Annotated in this window: 21 protein-coding genes; 14 read left to right on the forward strand and 7 right to left on the reverse strand. The window is 37.2% G+C overall.

Features of this window, described 5'->3' with window-relative positions; translation table 11 throughout:
* Window position 1: 1 nt before the first annotated feature.
* Both mltG and AEQU1_RS12985 read left to right on the forward strand, forming a co-directional pair.
* Complete coding sequence (gene mltG, locus AEQU1_RS12980; protein ID WP_111881788.1) at window positions 2–1,045, forward strand: endolytic transglycosylase MltG; 1,044 nt, start codon at window positions 2–4, stop codon at window positions 1,043–1,045.
* A 161-nt stretch (window positions 1,046–1,206) separates the two neighbouring features.
* Window positions 1,207–1,854 carry a peptidoglycan-binding protein LysM gene (locus tag AEQU1_RS12985; protein ID WP_111881790.1) on the forward strand — a complete coding sequence of 216 codons (648 nt, stop codon included), beginning with the start codon at window positions 1,207–1,209 and terminating at the stop codon, window positions 1,852–1,854.
* A 5-nt stretch (window positions 1,855–1,859) separates the two neighbouring features.
* On the opposite strand, the gene AEQU1_RS12990 is transcribed toward AEQU1_RS12985, so the two are convergent.
* From AEQU1_RS12990 to dnaA, 4 genes are read right to left on the reverse strand one after another with little or no spacing between them, the layout of a single operon-like run.
* A complete protein-coding gene (locus AEQU1_RS12990; protein ID WP_111881792.1) occupies window positions 1,860–2,573 on the reverse strand; it encodes an SAM-dependent methyltransferase in 714 nt (237 codons plus the stop codon).
* 7 nt (window positions 2,574–2,580) lie between these two features.
* Window positions 2,581–3,960: a PQQ-dependent sugar dehydrogenase gene (locus AEQU1_RS12995; RefSeq protein WP_111881794.1), complete on the reverse strand. Its 1,380-nt coding sequence runs from the start codon at window positions 3,958–3,960 to the stop codon at window positions 2,581–2,583.
* Between the two features lie 52 nt (window positions 3,961–4,012).
* Window positions 4,013–4,465, reverse strand: a complete 453-nt coding sequence (locus AEQU1_RS13000; protein WP_111881795.1) for a low molecular weight protein-tyrosine-phosphatase — start codon at window positions 4,463–4,465, stop codon at window positions 4,013–4,015.
* A gap of 54 nt (window positions 4,466–4,519) precedes the next feature.
* Window positions 4,520–5,947: a chromosomal replication initiator protein DnaA gene (gene dnaA / locus AEQU1_RS13005; RefSeq protein ID WP_111881797.1), complete on the reverse strand. Its 1,428-nt coding sequence runs from the start codon at window positions 5,945–5,947 to the stop codon at window positions 4,520–4,522.
* Window positions 5,948–6,150: 203 nt separating this feature from the next.
* Here dnaA and AEQU1_RS13010 point away from each other — a divergent pair, with 203 nt between their 5' ends.
* Window positions 6,151–6,555, forward strand: coding sequence for a thioesterase family protein (locus AEQU1_RS13010; protein WP_111881799.1), 405 nt, complete (start codon window positions 6,151–6,153; stop codon window positions 6,553–6,555).
* Here the strand turns inward: AEQU1_RS13010 and AEQU1_RS13015 are convergent.
* From AEQU1_RS13015 to ribD, 3 genes are read right to left on the reverse strand one after another with little or no spacing between them, the layout of a single operon-like run.
* Complete coding sequence (locus AEQU1_RS13015) at window positions 6,552–7,169, reverse strand: YigZ family protein (protein WP_111881800.1); 618 nt, start codon at window positions 7,167–7,169, stop codon at window positions 6,552–6,554. The genes AEQU1_RS13010 and AEQU1_RS13015 overlap by 4 nt on opposite strands.
* On the reverse strand, window positions 7,163–8,035 hold the full coding sequence (locus tag AEQU1_RS13020) for an EamA/RhaT family transporter (protein WP_181566773.1): 873 nt from the start codon (window positions 8,033–8,035) through the stop codon (window positions 7,163–7,165). Before AEQU1_RS13020 ends, AEQU1_RS13015 begins: the two co-directional genes overlap by 7 nt.
* A complete protein-coding gene (gene ribD, locus AEQU1_RS13025) occupies window positions 8,032–9,081 on the reverse strand; it encodes a bifunctional diaminohydroxyphosphoribosylaminopyrimidine deaminase/5-amino-6-(5-phosphoribosylamino)uracil reductase RibD (protein ID WP_181566774.1) in 1,050 nt (349 codons plus the stop codon). The genes AEQU1_RS13020 and ribD overlap by 4 nt, the downstream gene beginning before the upstream one ends.
* A 28-nt stretch (window positions 9,082–9,109) precedes the next feature.
* Between ribD and AEQU1_RS13030 the strand changes: the two genes are divergently transcribed.
* The 11 genes from AEQU1_RS13030 (at window position 9,110) to AEQU1_RS13080 (ending at window position 18,826) form a co-directional block, all read left to right on the forward strand.
* Window positions 9,110–9,595, forward strand: a complete 486-nt coding sequence (locus tag AEQU1_RS13030) for a GNAT family N-acetyltransferase (RefSeq protein WP_111881804.1) — start codon at window positions 9,110–9,112, stop codon at window positions 9,593–9,595.
* 2 nt (window positions 9,596–9,597) lie between these two features.
* Window positions 9,598–10,452: a peptide chain release factor N(5)-glutamine methyltransferase gene (gene prmC / locus AEQU1_RS13035; RefSeq protein ID WP_111882054.1), complete on the forward strand. Its 855-nt coding sequence runs from the start codon at window positions 9,598–9,600 to the stop codon at window positions 10,450–10,452.
* Window positions 10,445–11,035, forward strand: a complete 591-nt coding sequence (locus tag AEQU1_RS13040; protein WP_111881806.1) for a TIGR00730 family Rossman fold protein — start codon at window positions 10,445–10,447, stop codon at window positions 11,033–11,035. The genes prmC and AEQU1_RS13040 overlap by 8 nt, the downstream gene beginning before the upstream one ends.
* 96 nt (window positions 11,036–11,131) lie before the next feature.
* A complete protein-coding gene (locus tag AEQU1_RS13045; RefSeq protein ID WP_111881807.1) occupies window positions 11,132–11,836 on the forward strand; it encodes an MIP family channel protein in 705 nt (234 codons plus the stop codon).
* 82 nt (window positions 11,837–11,918) lie between these two features.
* Window positions 11,919–13,913: an NAD-dependent DNA ligase LigA gene (gene ligA / locus AEQU1_RS13050; protein WP_111881809.1), complete on the forward strand. Its 1,995-nt coding sequence runs from the start codon at window positions 11,919–11,921 to the stop codon at window positions 13,911–13,913.
* A 58-nt stretch (window positions 13,914–13,971) separates the two neighbouring features.
* Window positions 13,972–14,490, forward strand: a complete 519-nt coding sequence (locus AEQU1_RS13055) for a DUF6913 domain-containing protein (protein WP_111881810.1) — start codon at window positions 13,972–13,974, stop codon at window positions 14,488–14,490.
* Between the two features lie 2 nt (window positions 14,491–14,492).
* Complete coding sequence (gene dapA / locus AEQU1_RS13060) at window positions 14,493–15,368, forward strand: 4-hydroxy-tetrahydrodipicolinate synthase (protein ID WP_111881812.1); 876 nt, start codon at window positions 14,493–14,495, stop codon at window positions 15,366–15,368.
* Between the two features lie 136 nt (window positions 15,369–15,504).
* Window positions 15,505–16,314: an outer membrane protein assembly factor BamD gene (locus AEQU1_RS13065; protein ID WP_111882056.1), complete on the forward strand. Its 810-nt coding sequence runs from the start codon at window positions 15,505–15,507 to the stop codon at window positions 16,312–16,314.
* Between the two features lie 11 nt (window positions 16,315–16,325).
* Window positions 16,326–16,655, forward strand: coding sequence for a DNA-directed RNA polymerase subunit omega (locus tag AEQU1_RS13070; RefSeq protein ID WP_111881814.1), 330 nt, complete (start codon window positions 16,326–16,328; stop codon window positions 16,653–16,655).
* A 76-nt stretch (window positions 16,656–16,731) separates the two neighbouring features.
* On the forward strand, window positions 16,732–17,943 hold the full coding sequence (gene coaBC / locus AEQU1_RS13075; protein ID WP_111881816.1) for a bifunctional phosphopantothenoylcysteine decarboxylase/phosphopantothenate--cysteine ligase CoaBC: 1,212 nt from the start codon (window positions 16,732–16,734) through the stop codon (window positions 17,941–17,943).
* Window positions 17,936–18,826 carry a DUF4835 family protein gene (locus AEQU1_RS13080; protein ID WP_111881817.1) on the forward strand — a complete coding sequence of 297 codons (891 nt, stop codon included), beginning with the start codon at window positions 17,936–17,938 and terminating at the stop codon, window positions 18,824–18,826. The genes coaBC and AEQU1_RS13080 overlap by 8 nt, the downstream gene beginning before the upstream one ends.
* Window positions 18,827–18,883 lie beyond the last annotated feature (57 nt).

An 18,883-nucleotide genomic window follows, 5' to 3' on the forward strand; every position in this document is an offset into this window, starting at 1 on the left:
AATGTATATAAAAAAGATATTGGTAATTATAGTACTACTTGGCGCCGTTGGAATGGGCGCTTTTGCTTGGTATGTTTACAACACCGCTTTTTCCGGAAACACTGCTTTCAACAATAAAGAGGCGCACATATATATTCCAACCGACGCAACAATTGATGATGTGGTTACTGAACTTGAGCCACTTTTGAGAGATGCTGATTCGTTTTATGCGGTTGCCGATCAAAAAAAGTATTCTGGAAATGTAAAACCTGGCCATTTCATTATAACTAAAGGAATGACTAATAATGATATTGTAAATGTTTTGCGCAGTAGAAATATTCCTATAAATATAAAATTCAATAATCAAGAACGTTTGGAGGATCTTGCGGGACATATTTCGAAACAAATTGAAGCAGATAGCGTTTCCCTTTTGGAATCGATGCGCGATCCACAATTTTTGAAGGAAGAGGGTTTAAGCGAAGAAACCGCACTTTGTCTTTATATTCCGAATACGTACGAGTTTTATTGGAACAGTTCGGCAGAAACCTTTCGAAATAAAATGAAGGCTGAATACGAACGTTTTTGGAATGATTCAAGAATTCAAAAAGCAAAAAGCCTAAATCTTTCCAATGAACAAGTAATGTCGTTGGCGGCAATTGTTCAAAAAGAAACGGCGAAAGTAGATGAACGGGCGCGAGTTGCAGGAGTGTATATAAATAGGTTGAAAATAGGAATGTTGCTTCAGGCAGATCCCACGGTAATTTATGCAATGAAACGCGAAAGCGGCGATTATAATCAAATAATCAAAAGGGTACTGTATGCAGATTTAGAATTGGATTCGCCATACAACACATATAAATATGCTGGAGTTCCGCCTGGCCCTATTACGATGCCTGATATTTCTTCCATAGATGCAGTATTGAATCCGGAAAAGCACGATTATTACTATTTTGTGGCTGATGTAACAAACTTTGGGTATCACAAATTTGCAAAAAACTTGGCTCAGCATAATGTTAACAAAGTAGAATATGTTCGTTGGGTAAATAGCCAAGGGGTGAATAGATGATTTTTCATGAACCTTTCTAATTGTTCCAAAAGCCCTTTAAAGATAGGGGGTCTTTTTCTTTTCACACTAATTTAACAGCCTATAAATCAGATTTTTAAAAAAAGCCTTATCTTTGCGCGCTGAAACGAGGATGTAATTTTGCATCCGAATTTTAAAACTTGATGAAAAAAAGAATATATCTAATTGCAGTATTACTTGTTGTTACCGTACTAGTAGGGACAGGTTTCATTTCAAAAGATAGTTACGACTTTTCGGCATTTAGCACTGAAGGATTAGAGTTGGACTATAATGTTCCCACAGAAGCAGAATTTATACCGTTAATGGCTCCTGTGACCCCAAAATTTTATTTGTTTTTGGGTAAATCTTATGTAGGATTTAAAGAAGCTCTTGGTTTTAAAGAATCAAGAGGAGATTACCAAATCGTGAATGATTACGGTTATATGGGGAAATATCAATTTTCAAGAGCCACTTTGCGAATGATGGGGCTTAAGGATACTGATGATTTTTTAGATAATACCCGTCAACAGGAGGCTGCCTTTTTGGCTTATACTTCCTTAAACAAATGGGTACTCCGAAAAGACATTAAGCGTTCTGTTGGAAAAACCATTGGTGGTGTGAAAATAACCGAATCTGGAATTTTAGCAGCAGCACATCTTGCGGGTGCCGGTAATGTTCAAAATTTTTTAAGAAGCGGCGGTGTAAATGGTTTTGAAGATGCCAATGGCGCTTCTATTCGTTATTACCTAAGAATGTTTTCTGGTTATGATACGTCGCATATTGTGCCGAACAAGAAACCAAGAATAATGTAAAAACGTTATCCTTGAATAATAAATAAGGTGGGTCTTTTATGAAGGTCCACCTTTATTTTTTTCCATAATTCAGCAGGAGCGGTCTTTATAAATTCTGAAGGTAGTGTGATATCGCACGCCACGCATATTTTTGTTTGTGCGCTGAGGTTTTCAGTCAAGCTTTGCAGCATCTGGTTATTTCTGTAAGGTGTTTCTATAAAAAGCTGTGATTGGTCAAAATCCTTTGAAAGCTTTTCCAAACGTTTTAATTCTGCTTTTCTTTCTCCTTTATCGATGGGCAAATAACCATTGAATGCAAAATTTTGCCCATTAAATCCACTAGCCATCATTGCCAATAATATTGAAGATGGCCCAACAAGAGGAACTACTTTTATTCCTTTTTCATGTGCATAATGAACGGCTCTGGCACCGGGATCTGCAATTCCGGGGCAACCTGCGTCGCTAATAACACCCACGTCAAAACCATCTAAGCACGGGTTTAGCATAGGAGAGATTTCTTCCTCAAGTGTAAATTTATTTATTTCTTGAATTTTTAAAGTGGATTGTTGCTTTTCGGGAACAATACTTTTTATGAAACGCCGTGCATTTTTTTCGTGCTCTACAATATAATGATCAATTTTTTCAATTGATGTTTTTACAGTAATGGGAAGCACTGCTAAAGCTGGTACATCTCCCATTGGGCAGGGAATTAAATATAAGTTTCCTTTTTTTGTGGTCATTCAAGAATTATTGAATTATTAATTTTTTTACGGTTGCTTGCCCTTTTTCCGAAGTTATTTTCGCAAAATAAACTCCCGAATTCAAATTTGAAATGGAGATTGTTTTGTTATTGGTTAAAATATTCTTTTCAGAAAATACAATTCTGCCTCTTATATCATAAAGGGAAATTGTTTGAATAATGTTATTTTTCAAAGTAAAAGAAACATTTTCTGAAGCTGGATTGGGAAGCATATTCAGTAAGTTTCCTAAAGAAAAATCTTCGGTACCAGCAATTACGCCTCCTTTTATTTTATAGATAGAACCGCCAATATCGATAATATAAAGCTCTTTGTTTACGTCTTCTCCAAAAGATACCCAATTGCCCGGAAAATCTCCGCGATCAATTAAATTTCCCGCGCTGTCAACAGTGCCAATAAGACCGCTACAATAATCTGCGAAAAAATAAAGTCCCACGATATCTGAATATATTGAGCCTCTGTATACATAACCTCCAGATATGGAACAACCATTTGAATGAGAGTATTCTGCGATGGGAAATGTTAATTCAGATTGCTGAGGGCAGTCTTGTGTATTAAAAGGATGCGTCCCCTCATAACAACGCCAACCGTAATTTAGCCCAGCCTCCGAAACATTAACTCGGTTTATTTCTTCCCAATTCCCTTGCCCTACATCCGCAATCCAAAGATTGTTATCGGTTAAATCAAATGAAAATCGCCAGGGATTTCTCAAGCCATAGGCCCAAATTTCTTTCTTTATGCCAGGATCCGGATTTCCTGCAAATGGATTATCTGCTGGAATTCCATAGTTATTTCCTCCCGATGGATTGTCAACGTCTATACGCAATAATTTTCCGAGTAATTCAAAAATATTTTGGGCCCTATTTCCTGGATCGCCACCACTTCCTCCATCGCCAGAAGAAATATAGAGATAACCATCGGGCCCAAAAGCCAAGTTTCCTCCATTGTGGTTTGGAAATGGTTGTGCATATCCAATAATAGGTAATTCAGAATTATCATCAGCCACATCAGGATTTCCGGGGTCTACAGAAAATCTTGAAACTTGAGTGTCACCGTTTGAGTTAGTATAATTTACATAAAAATAGCCATTGTTAGCATAATCGGGGTGAAAGGCGAGCCCAAGTAGGCCACGTTCATTTCCGGTTGAGATAATAGTGGAAATATCAAGAAAAGGCATTGGGTTTATTGTTCCGTCACCTTGTATAATTTTTATTCTCCCTCCTTGTTCAACAACAAAAAGGCGATCGTCATTGACGTGTTGTAAATTTAAAGGATCGCTAAAACCGTCTTTGAAAAGTTCAATGTCAACTTGAGCAACGGAAAAAAATGAAAATAAAAAAGCGACTAAAGCGGGAAGTATTTTTTTCATGGCTTTTCTTTAGGGAAAGTACTAAAATAGCAAAATCAGCCGGATATATGCGTTAAAGTCGTTCAGCAATTTGCTCGCAAGCTTCATCAAGCATTTTGAAAACATTTTCAAAACCGCTCTCTCCGCCAAAATAAGGATCGGGAACATCTACGTTCTCCCCCGGAAAAATTTCATCGAGAATTAGTCTAACTTTTTCTTTATGTGAATCGGTTTGCGCCAATGCCAAAACATTCTCTTTGTTGGAATTATCCATTACATAAATCATATCAAAATCATCAAAATCCTTTGCACTAAATTGTCTTCCGCGTTGGTTTGTGATATCAATATTATATTTTTTCCCTACGGCAATACTTCGTTTATCAGGCTCATCGCCAATGTGCCAATGTCCTGTTCCGGCAGAATCAACAAATACTTTTGAAGTATTGATCTTTGATTTTAAAATACCCTCCGCCAAAGGGGAGCGGCAAATATTGCCAAGGCAGACCATTAAAATTCGAGTTTGCATTTTTGGAAAGTAAAAAGATTTATATTCCGAATAAAAGTAAGGAATGTAGAAAAATTAAAGCGTCAACTTTTTGTTAAGGTCTTCAACATACTTACGGAATTGCTTATCTGTAGTTGAAAGGTTGTCAACAGTTTTGCATGCGTGAAGCACGGTTGCGTGATCGCGCTGCCCAATTTGGGAACCGATTGAAGCAAGGGAAGCTTTGGTGAATTTCTTTGCAAAAAACATTGCTAATTGACGCGCCTGCACTATGTGTCGTTTTCGAGTTTTAGATTGCAATGTGTCCACATCCATTTGGAAGTAATCACTTACTACTTTTTGAATGTAGTCTATAGAAACTTCGCGTTTGGTGTGTTTTACGTAGTTATCAACAATCTTGCGGGCAAGGTCAATTGTAATTTCTTTTCTATTAAAAGAGGAATGTGCAATAAGCGAAATAATGGCACCTTCCAGTTCGCGAATATTTGTTTTGATGTTGTTCGCCAAAAATTCTACAATCTCATCAGGCATTTCGACCCCATCGCGATAGAGTTTGTTTTTGATGATTGCAACACGGGTATCGTAATCTGGATGGTTCAACTCTGCCGAAAGGCCCCATTTGAAACGAGACAGTAAACGTTGTTCAATGTCAATCATATCAACCGGGGCTTTGTCGCTGGTTAAAATTACCTGCTTGCCGTTTTGGTGTAAGTGATTGAAAATATGAAAGAAAACATCTTGTGTTCCAGCTTTGCCGGAAAGCAACTGAATGTCATCAACGATCAGCACATCTATAATTTGATAGAAGTGAATAAAGTCGTTACGGTTGTTCTTTTTTACCGATTCAATATATTGCTGTGTAAATTTTTCCGCTGAAATATAAAGAACAGTTTTTTCGGGGTATTTGTCTTTTATATCAACACCTATTGCGTGGCCCAAATGTGTTTTTCCCAAACCAACGCCACCAAAAATTAGTAGTGGATTAAAGGAAGTCCCGCCGGGTTTATTGGCTACAGCTAAACCAGCTGAACGTGCCAGACGGTTTGATTCGCCTTCCAAAAAATTCTCAAAATTATAATTTGGATTTAACTGAGATTCAATCTTTACATTGCGAATTCCAGGAATAACAAATGGATTTTTAAGCTCCGGACTTTTATTTTTAAGCGGCACATCAACTTCTTGTGATTGCATGTTGCTCCGATTGGAACTTGGTATTTTTTCTGTGAATGGTTGTTTGTTGCCATAAGTATTTTCCATCCGTATGATGTATACTAATTTGGCATTGGTACCCAGCTCTTTTGTAAGGGCAACTTTCAAAATTTTAACATAATGTTCCTCAAGCCATTCGTAAAAAAATTTGCTGGGAACCTGTATACTGAGAGCATTATCAGTTAACTTTACGGCTTTAATTGGCTCGAACCAAGTTTTGTAAGCTTGCGAAGTAATATTATCTTCGATGAAGGCCAAACAATTGTTCCAAACCGATTCCGCAGTTTTGCTCATAGTTAAAATTTGTCTTTTGTTTTTTAAAAGGTGTGGCCAAAAAATAGTGGATGGAGTGTTTCCGAGCTATTTCTTAACAGTGCAAATATGTGAACAAAAAAGTTATAAAAAAAACTACATTAGGGTTGAATTTTCAGTTTTTTTTTACCATACTTCCCTTTTGATAAAACTACAAAAAAACTTTGTTTAATTAACTAAAAATTTTGAAGAATACAGATACAAAGATTAGAGTACGTTACGGAGAAACTGACCAAATGGGAGTAGTTTATTACGGTAACTATGCCCAGTACTTAGAACAAGGACGTACTGAATGGCTCCGCGAACTTGGTTTTTCATATAAATGGATGGAAGCCAATAACGTACATCTGCCTGTTGTGCATTTAAGCATTGATTATAAGCAACCTGCGTTCTACGATGACTTGTTAACGGTAAAGACAAGCTTGAAGCAAATGCCATCAGTTAAAATTGAGTTTCAATATGAAATTTATAATGAATCCAAACAACTTTTGGTCACTGCTACTACTGTTTTGGTTTTTGTGAACAGTACCACCAAAAAGTTGATGAAAGCACCACACTATTTAATTGAAAAATTGAATGAAAATAGTTAATTTTCTAATCGTTTAATAGTCACTTTATAAGTGTTTTTAAATAACTCATAAAGTCTTTCAGCCTCTTTTTTGCGAACAGCAATTTTGAACTCACAATTGAGTTCCATTTTTTGATCTGCGAGTTTTATATCTTCATCTTTGATTATCCGCATTACAGTATTCATTTCAGGATATTCAAATTTTAAAAGAAAATTTTCATCGATCGTTCTTTTAACAATTCTGCAATTTTCTAAAGCCATTTGCGCTGTGGTTTTATAAGCCTGAATCAAACCGCCCACCCCAAGTTTTGTGCCGCCAAAATAGCGAATTACTACCGCCAAAACATTAGTGACATCAAAAGATTGTAATTGTCCGTAAATAGGCATTCCAGCGCTATTTGAGGGTTCGCCGTCATCGTTGGCGCGGTAGTGTTCGTAATTTTTGCCTAATTGCCACGCGTAGCAAAAATGTCGGGCGCTGTGGTGCTGCTTTTTTAGAGTTTCTATATATTCTTTTACCTCTTCTTCCGACGAAACCGGAAAGGCGTAACCAAAGAATTTACTTCCCTTCTCTTTAAAAAGAACTTCTTCCGAAGGTTTTATAATGGTTTTGTATGTGTCTTTCCCTTTTACCATTTTTCCAAAGCGATCAATAAAATTCCCAAAACTGCAAGTCCAATTCCAATCCAATTCTTCAATAATAGTTTTTCTTTAAAAAGTAAAATTCCAAGTAAAGTTGAAATCATTACAATCGCTACGTTGTTTATTGTGAAAATGCCTGAACTGTCAAATATTCCACTTCGCAGTGCCTTTACTAAAAAGTAAACTGAAAAGTAATTTGGGATTCCTAATGCAATTCCTCCGATAACATTTTTTATTTGAAATTGAAATTTCCCCTTGCTTATCTGTAAAATTAAAATTACAATTCCAATAATGGCGGCCATTCCATAAATAGTTGCTGAAAAGATCGGAATATCATTTTCTGCTATAAATTCGCCCTCTAAATATTTAATAGCTGTATCAATAATCCCGCTGCCCAAGAAGACCAATATTGGAAAGATGAAATTGGAAGGCTTTATCTTTAAGCCGTCTTTTGTTTTTATTGAAGCCATGTAAACAGCTACTAGTGCTAAAATAATTCCTATAATTTTAAAAGCACCAAGACTCTCTTTATAATAAAACAATCCAAACAAAATTGGAATAACAACGCTCATTTTTGTTGCAACTGACACAACGGAAAGTCCGCTGCGCTGTGTTGTTATTGCCATCAAGTTAAAGACAGTTATAAACATAGCGCCCAAGCCCAACGCAAAAGGAAACCAAGAAAATTGTGGTATATCAGTAATATTTATTGCGCTTTCCTGAAGAATAACACCGCAGAAGCAAGCTGTAAAATAATTCATCACGATAGCCTGCATAGTGTTTATTTTAAACCTTGCAAAAAGTTTAAAAACCACAAAAATCATTGTGGACGAGAGGATGCTAAGCGTTAATGCTATCAAATACTTGAGTTTTTAAAAATTCGCAATGAATCATTTTTTATATTTTTATCGGAAATCAACATGCCTTTAAAAGTTGGCGCTTTAATTCCTTCTCCAAAAGAGATGCCTCCGTTAAAGACCAATGTTTCATCCCAAAGATTTGCGTCAATGAAAGATTGAAGTGTTTTCGCGCCTCCCTCAATGATAACCGATTGAATATTTCTTCGGAAAAGGATTTCGCAGATTTGCTGTGGAATATCTTTGGAAAAATCAATCTTTTCAAGGTCTAAATTTTCCGAAGTGTTGTTTTCATTTTCATTGATAATAATCGTTTTTGAACTTGTATCAAAAACCGATAAATCCTGCGGAATTTTTATATCTCTGTCAATAACAATTCGCACCGGATTTTCTCCTGCCCATTCCCGTGCCGTAAGCGATGGATTGTCTTGTAAAACGGTGTTTGTTCCCACTAAAATTGCTTGTTCTTCGGCCCGCATTTTGTGTACAAGTTGTCTTGAAAATTCATTGGTGATCCAAACAGGTTTTGTTTCGTTTCGGGTTTCGGTTTTTGGAGCGATAAAACCATCAATTGTCTGTGCCCACTTCAGAAAAATATAGGGTCGTTTTTTATGGTGAAAGGTAAAAAACCGTTTGTTCAGTCCATCACATTCATTTTCCAAAACACCTACAATCACCTGGCAACCAGCTTCCATCAATTTTTTAATGCCGCGTCCTGCTACTTTTGGATTTGGGTCCAAACTGCCAATGATAACTTTTTTAATACCTTTTTCAATAATCAAATCTGCGCAGGGTGGCGTTTTTCCGAAATGACTGCAAGGTTCCAAACTCACATAGATAATTGCCTCTTTTAGCAATTGTTTGTTTTCAATACTTTTTATGGCGTTTACTTCGGCGTGGGGTTGCCCAGCTTTGTAATGCCAGCCTTCGCCAATAATTATATCATTGTGAACAATCACGCTACCCACCAATGGATTTGGATAGGTAGTTCCCAGTCCGTTTTTGGCAAGTTGGATGCAGCGCAACATATATTTTTCGTGTATCTTCACAGCGTAAAAATACAAGGATTTAATTAGAATGGACACACCAATAATTCGTCTTATTGAAAAGAAGGACAATTCCCAAATAGCCAAAGTAATACGCAGCGTTTTGGAAGATTTCAATGTACCAAAAGTAGGTACTGCTTATGCCGATGCTGCATTGGATTGTATGTTTGAAACCTACCAAAAACCAAATACTGTTTATTTTGTGGTAGAAGAAAACGGTAAGGTTATCGGTGGCGCAGGCGTTGCAAAGTTGGATAATTTTGACGGTAACGTTTGCGAACTTCAAAAAATGTACTTTCTGCCCGAAGCTCGTGGAAGAGGAGTAGGTATGCAAATGATGGAATTTTGTTTGACTAAAGCGCGCGAGTTTGGTTTCGAAAAAATATATCTCGAAACGATGGAGTATATGACCCACGCCCAAAAACTATATAAGCAAGCAGGTTTCGAATATATTGAAAGTGCATTGGGAGATACGGGCCATTACTCTTGTCCAGTTCATATGTTGAAAACATTATAGTTTTGACTTTAAAAGAATTAAAAACAGACTTCAAAAATTCTCTAATAGGTTTATATCCTTCAGAAGAAATACAATCGTTTTTCAATATTCTTTCTGAAGAATATTTATGTCTTTCCCGAATAGAAATCGCTTTAAATCCTGAAAGGAATATTTCTGAAGAAGCTTCCGAAAAATTTCAGCGGGCGTTGCTTCGCCTTAAAAATAATGAACCCATTCAATATATAATAGGAGAAACTGAGTTTTACGGACTTCCTTTTAAAGTGAGTAGCTACACTTTAATTCCTCGTCCCGAAACGGAGGAATTGGTTGAATGGATTATAAATAATTCAGAATTCAGAATTCAGAATTCAGAATTGTTGGATATCGGCACGGGCAGTGGGTGCATTGCGATTTCAATCGCTAAAAATTCAGCCAATTCAAAAATTTCGGCCTTGGATATTTCAAAAGAAGCTTTAGAAATTGCCCAAGAAAACGCGAATCTAAATAATGCTGAAGTTGAATTCTTTCAAGCCGATATTTTAAAAACGAAAACACTTCCGAAGCAATACGATATAATAGTTTCAAACCCACCATACGTTCGTCAATTAGAAAAAAAACAGATGCGGCAAAATGTTCTAAAATACGAACCCGAATCTGCTTTATACGTAAGCAATGAGGATCCGTTGCTTTTCTATAGAACAATTTCCCATTTGGCAAAAAACCATTTGAGGCCCAACGGAAAACTTTTTTTCGAGATTAATGAGTACCTTAGTGAAGAATTAACTGCGCTGTTAAATAGCGAAGGCTTTAGAAATATAGTTATTAAAAAAGACATCTTCGGCAAAGACCGAATGATAAAATGTAGTTTAAATGATTAATCTTGAAAAAATATGCGTTTTCTGCGGAAGTAGTGAAGGCAACGACCTAGCCATAACCGATGCAGCTATAAAACTTGGAGAAATATTTGCCGAGCGAAATATCACATTGGTTTATGGCGCTGCCAAAATAGGGGTGATGGGCATAATCGCCAAAAGTGTTTTGGATAACAACGGAAAGGTAATCGGCATCATTCCAAACTTTTTAAAGAAGAAAGAAGTAGTTCATTTAGGCCTCACCGAACTCATCACTACTGAAAACATGCACGAGCGGAAGATGAAAATGCAGGAAGCAAGTGACGGTTTTATTGCCCTACCCGGTGGTATGGGAACGCTGGAAGAGCTTTTTGAGATTATAACCTGGCTACAACTTGGGCTGCACCAAAAACCAATTGGCCTACTGAACATAAACGGTTTTTATAATGATCTTATAAAAATGCTCGAAACCATGGTGCGTAAAGGTTTTCTTTCCATGGACAATTATCGCCTGCTTTTGGTGGATTCCAATCCACATCAACTTCTTAAAAAAATGGAGGAATTTAAAAGGCCCGAAGTTCCGAAGTGGCTAAATTCTGACAGAACTTAGTCCATTATTAACAATAAAGCCTTCCTTTTCAACAAATCATAATTAATAAGCTCATTTTCTTAAATTTAAGATGTCTAACCACTTAAATAACTGAAAATGAATTCTTCAAAAAAGTATTTTGCCGAAGCACTCGGCACCTTTGCATTAGTTTTATTTGGCTGTGGAGCTGCAACTATTGCTAGCGTAACTCATTCAGGACCTGCAGGAATTGGTCTTTTGGGTATTTCTCTTGCTTTTGGTTTTGCCGTGTTGGTTATGGTCTACACCATTGGTCCAATTTCAGGATGCCACATTAATCCAGCAATCTCAATAGCTATGTTGGCAGCGGGTAAACTCTCGGCCAAAGATACAGTTGGCTATATTATTTCGCAATGTATTGGAGCCATTGCTGCGTCAGGCTTACTCTATGTTTTGGCTACGGGAAGTGCAGGTTTCTCAATGCCCGAATGGGGCTTGGGAGCTAATGGATGGGGGCCTGGTTATCTCGGTGAGTATGATATGAAATCGGCACTGATAGCAGAGTTTGCATTCACCTTTCTCTTTTTGATGGTAATCTTTGGGGCAACCGCTTCCAAACACACATCGCCAATGATGGCAGGTCTTGCCATAGGTATTTCCTTGGCATTAATTCATATGGTTGTTATCCCGATTACGGGAACATCCGTTAATCCAGCCCGTAGTTTGGGTCCAGCGCTTTTTGCAGGCGGAATGGCTTTGCAACAGCTTTGGCTTTTCATTGTAGCTCCTATTGCAGGAGGACTTTGTGCTGCCTTAGTTCGCAATATTTTTTTGGATGATTGATTTTTAAGTTTTGTTGAAAATTTCATTAATAAACCTCATAGTTTTTAAAAAGCTGTGAGGTTTAAAATTTTATATTTGTTCTATGAATATTGAACAGCAAATTAAAAGCCTTCGCAACGAACTCCGCGAGCATAATTATAACTATTACGTATTAGATACCCCAACCATTTCCGACTTTGAATTTGACCAAAAATTAAAGCAACTTCAAGACTTGGAAAAAGCGCATCCCGAATTTTACGATGCCAATTCGCCCACGCTTCGCGTAGGTGGTGAAATAACCAAGAATTTTGAAACCATTCCGCATACTTATAGAATGTATTCCTTGGATAATTCTTATTCAAAAGAAGACCTCGAAGACTGGGAAAAGCGAATCGAAAAAATGGTAGACGGCAAAGTAGAATTTACGTGCGAACTTAAATACGACGGTGCTTCAATCAGTTTGACTTATGAAAACGGTAAGCTGAAAAAAGCAGTAACTCGTGGCGACGGTTTTCAAGGCGATGACGTTACTGCAAACGTAAAAACCATCCGTTCAATTCCTTTGCATTTGAAGGGAGATTTTCCATCACTTTTTGATATTCGCGGTGAGATAGTTTTGCCTTTTGAAGGTTTCGCAAAGATGAACACCGAAAGAGTTGAATTGGGCGAAGAACCTTATCGAAATCCACGTAATACCGCTTCCGGCAGTTTAAAATTGCAGGATAGTTCTGAAGTAGCTAAGCGTCCGTTAGATTGTCTTTTATACAGTTTGAAGGGGGAGCGGCTTCCAATAAAAACACAATTTGAAAGTCTTGAAAAAGCAAGACAATGGGGTTTTAAAGTTCCCGAAGCAGCTAGGCTTGCGAAAAACTTGGATGAGGTTTTGGAATTTGTAAATTATTGGGATGTACACCGCCACAAACTTCCATACGAAACCGATGGAGTGGTGGTAAAGGTGAACAATTTACAACAACAGGAAGAACTCGGTTATACTGCAAAATCACCGCGCTGGGCAATGGCCTATAAGTTTAAAGCTGAACAAGTTTCTACGGTTTTAAACCAAATTACCTATCAAGTGGGAAGAACCGGCGCGATCACACCTGTTGCAAATTTGGTACCTGTTGAATTGGCTGGGACTATTGTAAAACGCGCTTCATTGCACAACGCAGACCAAATAGAAAAGCTCGATATCCGCGAAGGCGATACTGTTTTTGTGGAAAAAGGAGGTGAAATAATTCCGAAGATAATTGGGGTCGATTTTACGCAGCGTGATCCAAGTTCAAATTCTACAAAATACATAACTGAATGCCCCGAATGTGGAACACCATTGGTCCGGAATGAAGGCGAAGCGCAGCATTACTGTCCAAATGCGGAAGGATGTCCGCCACAGATTATTGGGCGCATCCAACATTTCATTTCCCGGAAAGCAATGGATATTGAAGGATTGGGCGGAGAAACCGTTGCGCTTTTGGTGAACAACGGTTTAATTAATAATTATGCTGACTTGTACTTATTGAAGGAAGAGCAGATAATTCCTTTAGAGCGGATGGCGCAAAAAAGTGCCGAGAATATGATAAAAGGAATTGAAGCATCAAAGGAGATTCCTTTCGAAAGAGTGCTTTTCGGTTTGGGAATTCGTTATGTGGGTGAAACCGTTGCAAAAAAACTGGCTAAGCATTATAAAACAATTGATGCCTTAAAACATGCTTCCGAAGAAGAATTAATAACCGTTGATGAAATAGGCGAGCGTATTGCCCAAAGCGTAGTTTCCTTTTTCGCTTCCGAAGAAAGTAGTGCAATCATTGAACGCTTAAAAAATTATGGGGTTCAATTGGAGATTTCTGCAGAAAAACTCGCCAACCAGACAAATACTTTAAATGGAAATACATTCGTTGTTTCTGGTGTTTTCACAAAAGTTTCCCGCGATGAACTAAAAAAACTGATTGAGGACAACGGTGGAAAAATTTCCAGTTCTATATCTGCAAAAACAAATTATGTGGTTGCGGGCGATAATATGGGCCCGAGCAAGAAAACTAAGGCAGAAAGTCTGGGTGTGGCAATCATTTCCGAAGACGATTTTTTACAAATGATTTCTTAATTGAAAGAAGAAAAGGCTTGAAAAAAACTATTTTTGCAACTCAAAAGTTTGGCTCTCCATGTTGAAAAAAATAAAACACCATTCTTTAAAAAAACATACAGATAAAAGTTTAATGCAACGCGATATTTCGCAGCGCAACGCCCCTTTGAAGTATTTAGGGTTTTTGGTTGACGAAGCTTTTTTTGACAATTTTGAATTGTTTTATGAATTTGGAAAAGAACTTGGTTTGCAGCGAAAAGATGTAAAATTGTTCACTTTTGTTGAAACACGACGAAAAATTCCATCGCTTCGGCAAAATCAGATAACCAATAAAGAATTCACATGGCGCGGCGAAATACAAAACCAAAATGCACAGGAATTTCTAGATTTTCCTTTTGATGTGCTAATTGGTCTTTATAATGGCAAACACGATTACCTGAGCGCAATGGTTGCCCAGAGCAGAGCAAAATTCAAAATAGGTTTTAATGGAGCAGACGAACGACTTTATGATTTGTTGTTGACCGTTGATATTCAAAAGCCAGAACTTTTTAAAAGTGAAGTAAAAAAATATTTGCAAATCTTTAAAAAAATAGATTAAATATGAAAGAATTAATAGGAATCGGCGTAGCATTGATCACTCCTTTTAAAAGCGATTTTTCCGTAGATGTGGATGGATTAAAAAAAGTTGTGAATTTCAATATTGAAAACGGAATCGACTATTTAGTTGTGTTGGGAACAACTGCCGAAAGCGCAACGCTGTCAAAAGAGGAAAAGCAAATTGTGATTGACACAATTGTTTCTGCAAACAGCGGGCGTATACCCTTGGTTTTGGGTATTGGCGGTAACAATACACAGGAAGTGATCGCTGAAATGAAAACTCGTGACCTTTCAGCTTTCACGGCTATTCTTTCGGTTTCTCCATATTACAACAAACCAACACAGGAAGGTATTTATCAGCATTTTGCAGCCATTGCTGAATCTGCTCCGCTTCCGGTAATATTGTATAATGTTCCAGGAAGAACAGCTTCAAACATGCTTCCGGAAACTGTAATTCGGTTGGCGCATGATTTTGAAAAAATTGTTGCCATCAAAGAAGCGGCGGGCGATATTGTACAAGCAATGCGACTGATTTCTGGCTGTCCGAAAGATTTTCTTGTAATTTCTGGGGATGATATGATAACATTGCCAATGGTACTAGCCGGTGGAGCAGGAGTAATCTCGGTAATTGGCGAAGGTTTTCCGAAGGAATTTTCAAGAATGGTGAAACTCGGTTTGGATAAAAAAGTAGATGAAGCCTATAAAATCCATTATAAAATAGCGCCAGCAATCGACTATATTTTTGCTGAAGGAAATCCCGCTGGAATAAAGGCGGTTTTTAAATCTTTGGAAATTTGTGGTGACACGGTAAGGCTTCCTTTGGTGGGAGTTAGCGATGGTTTGAGAGACAAAATTGAAGCTTTCTCTAAAAATTTCTAAAATAATTCTTTTTGTTTTGTAGTTAAATATTTCAAAAGGCTTGCAAATAATAGCCTTCAGCGCAATATTTTAGCCAAATAATAAGTTTGTTCAATCATGTTTAATTCCCTATTTTTGCACGATGTTTTTTAAGCCCATGCGATTACCCATTTTTATCATTCTCTGTCTTACTATTTTTCTTTCGTCTTGTAGCCAATACCAAAAGGTGCTTCGGAAAGACGATATGAGCAAAAAATATGTTTTTGCTGATTCTCTTTACAGAATAGGAAAATACAAAAAAGGTCTTAAATTGATGGAGCAGTTGGTTCCTGCCTACAGAGGGAAGCCTCAAGGTGAGAAACTAATGTTTATCTACGCAAACACTTATTACAATTTAGAAGATTATTATCTTTCTGGGTATCAGTTTGAGCGTTTTACGCAGGCGTATCCTCAAAGTGATAGTGCCGAAGTGGCTGCCTTTAAAGGAGCTAAAAGTTTTTATCAACTTTCTCCAAGATATTCTTTAGATCAAAAAGATACTGATAAGGGGCTTGAAAAGTTACAGGAATTCATCAACCAATATCCCAATTCTGATAAAAGAATGGAGGCGAATGCCCTTGTTGCCGAGCTTAGAAATAAATTAGAAAAGAAAGATTATGAAACTGCAAAGCAGTATTTAAGAGTAGAGGATTATAAAGCTGCTATTGGCGCTTTTGATAATTTTATTACTGACCATCCTGGGTCATCTTTTAGAAAAGATGCCTTTTACGGAAGGTTTTTAGCAGCATATAAACTTGCAATAAACAGTGTGCCTGTTTTAGTTCAGGAACGTCTTATTACTGCAAAAGGATATTACAATAATTTTATAAAATATTACAAGGATACAGACTTGGCACCTGAAGCTTTAGAGCTTTATCAGGATATAGAAAGCAGAGTTGTTCCAATTGAAACAGAACCCACTATTTAATTTATTTTACTATGGATATTAAAAATTCAGATGCACCCATCAATACCGTTACGCTTGACAAGAACTTGATCGATGCGCCAACAAACAATATTTATGAGGCTATTTCTATTATTTCAAAAAGAGCCTCTCAAATAAACGGCGACATCAAAAAAGAATTACTTGAAAAGCTTGATGAGTTTGCTACTTACAACGATAGTTTGGAAGAAATTTTTGAAAACAAAGAACAAATAGAGGTTTCAAAATTCTACGAAAAACTGCCTAAGCCACATGCACTAGCAGTACAAGAGTGGTTGGAAAATAAGATTTACTACAGAAATACTGTAGACGAAGTAGTTGAATAATTGGCTTCTTAAAACCCTTTAAAGGGAATATTTTGGGAATACCCCTAATTGATTACTCACAACTTAAAACTGAAACATGTCTGTTTTGAACGGGAAAAATATCTTGCTTGGCGTTACCGGCGGGATTGCCGCGTACAAAGCAGCTTTTTTGGTTAGGCTTTTAGTGAAAAAGGGAGCTAATGTAAAAGTTGTAATGACGCCTTCTGCGAAGGAATTCGTTACACCGCTTACGCTTTCCACCCTTTCCAAAAACGAAGTATTTTCTTCTTTCACAAACGAAGAAAACGAGAATGCCCAATGGAACAACCATGTTGAGTTGTCTCTTTGGGCAGACTTATTTTTAGTGGCTCCCGCCACTGCAAACACGCTTTCAAAAATGGCCAATGGCACGTCTGACAATCTTTTGCTAGCTTGCTACCTCTCTGCTAAATGCCCAGTTTATTATGCGCCAGCAATGGATTTAGATATGTATAAACATCCAACAACGGCGGCGACTTTTGAGAAACTGAACAGCTTTGGAAATATCCAAATTCCAGCTGCTTTTGGCGAACTCGCCAGCGGTTTGATAGGACAGGGCAGAATGGCTGAGCCAGATGAAATAGTCTCTTTTTTAGAAAATGATATTCTGAAAAAACTTCCCCTTCGCGGTAAGAAATTTTTGATTACTGCTGGTCCAACATACGAAGCAATTGACCCCGTTCGTTTCATTGGAAACCATTCCAGCGGGAAAATGGGTTTTGCCATTGCGGAAGCCGCAGCTATGTTAGGCGCTGAGGTTATTTTAATATCAGGCCCGACTGCTTTAAAACTTGAGAACGATTTCGTTAAAATAATCCACGTTACTTCAGCCGCAGAAATGTATGAAGCTGCGCACGAATATTTCGATCACACTGACATTGCTATTTTAAGCGCTGCGGTAGCTGATTATCGTCCTTCTGAAGTGGCTTCGGAAAAAATTAAAAAGAAAGACCAAGCGTTGACACTTCAACTTACAAAAACCAAGGATATTCTTGCTTCACTCGGCGAAATAAAGAAAAAACAATTTTTGGTAGGCTTTGCGCTGGAAACGGAAAACGAGAAAGAAAACGCAAAATTGAAACTCAAAAAAAAGAATTTAGATTTAATTGTGTTAAATTCGCTTCGCGACAAAGGCGCAGGTTTTAAAACCGACACCAACAAAATTACTTTGATAACCAAAGACAATAAAGTGCTTCCTTTTACTGTTAAATCTAAAAAAGAAGTAGCAAAAGATATTTTAGAATATATTATAGAACATACAAATGCGTAAAATTTTACTTTTCTTATTATGTACTATTGCTGTGTTTTCAGCAGAGGCCCAAGAACTTAACTGTACGGTAAACATTGACGCTGAACAAACCGGACAGCCTAATTTACAAATATTTCGAACCCTCGAAACCCAATTATTGGAATTTGTAAACAACACAAAATGGACCGATAAGGAATACAAAAACCAAGAACGAATAGATTGTAATATGACTTTGGTGATAAGCCAATATGATGGAGATACTTTTAACGCCACATTGCAAATTCAATCGTCAAGACCTGTTTTTGACTCTACTTATGACAGCCCTGTTTACAATTATTACGATAAGCAGGTAAACTTTACGTATAAGGAATATGAACCGTTAAATTTCAATATGAATAGTTTTGGTTCAAACCTTGTTTCTGTAATTGCATTTCACGTATATACAGTTTTAGGTTTGGATGCAGATACTTACACGCCAAATGGAGGCGAGCAATATTTTGAAATTGCAAAACAAATAACTAATACAGCGGCTTCAAGTCCATTTACTGGATGGAAAGCAAACGATGGAACACAGTCTAGGTTTCGTTATAACGATGCGTTGCTTTCTACAGTTTATAAAGAATTTCATGAAGCGATGTACCAATACCACCGCCAAGGCTTAGATGTTATGTCTACAAACCCAAAAGATGCAAAACAGAAAATTGCCGAAGCAATCAACAAATTGAAAGGCATTAATGACAGGCGTCCAAACTCCTTTTTAGTTCGCACCTTTTTTGATGCAAAAAGTGATGAAATACAAGCTATTTTCAGTGGAGGACCTCAAGTAGATATCACCAAGTTAGTTGAAAACCTTAACAGAATGGCACCTACTAAGCAAAGCAACTGGGCTGAGATAAAGTTTTAAAACTTAAAAAGAAATCACGGTCTTTTTAATTATTGCTTTTCGTTTAAACCTAATGGC

It is taken from the genome of Aequorivita sp. CIP111184 (assembly GCF_900489465.1).
Lineage (GTDB): Bacteria > Bacteroidota > Bacteroidia > Flavobacteriales > Flavobacteriaceae > Aequorivita.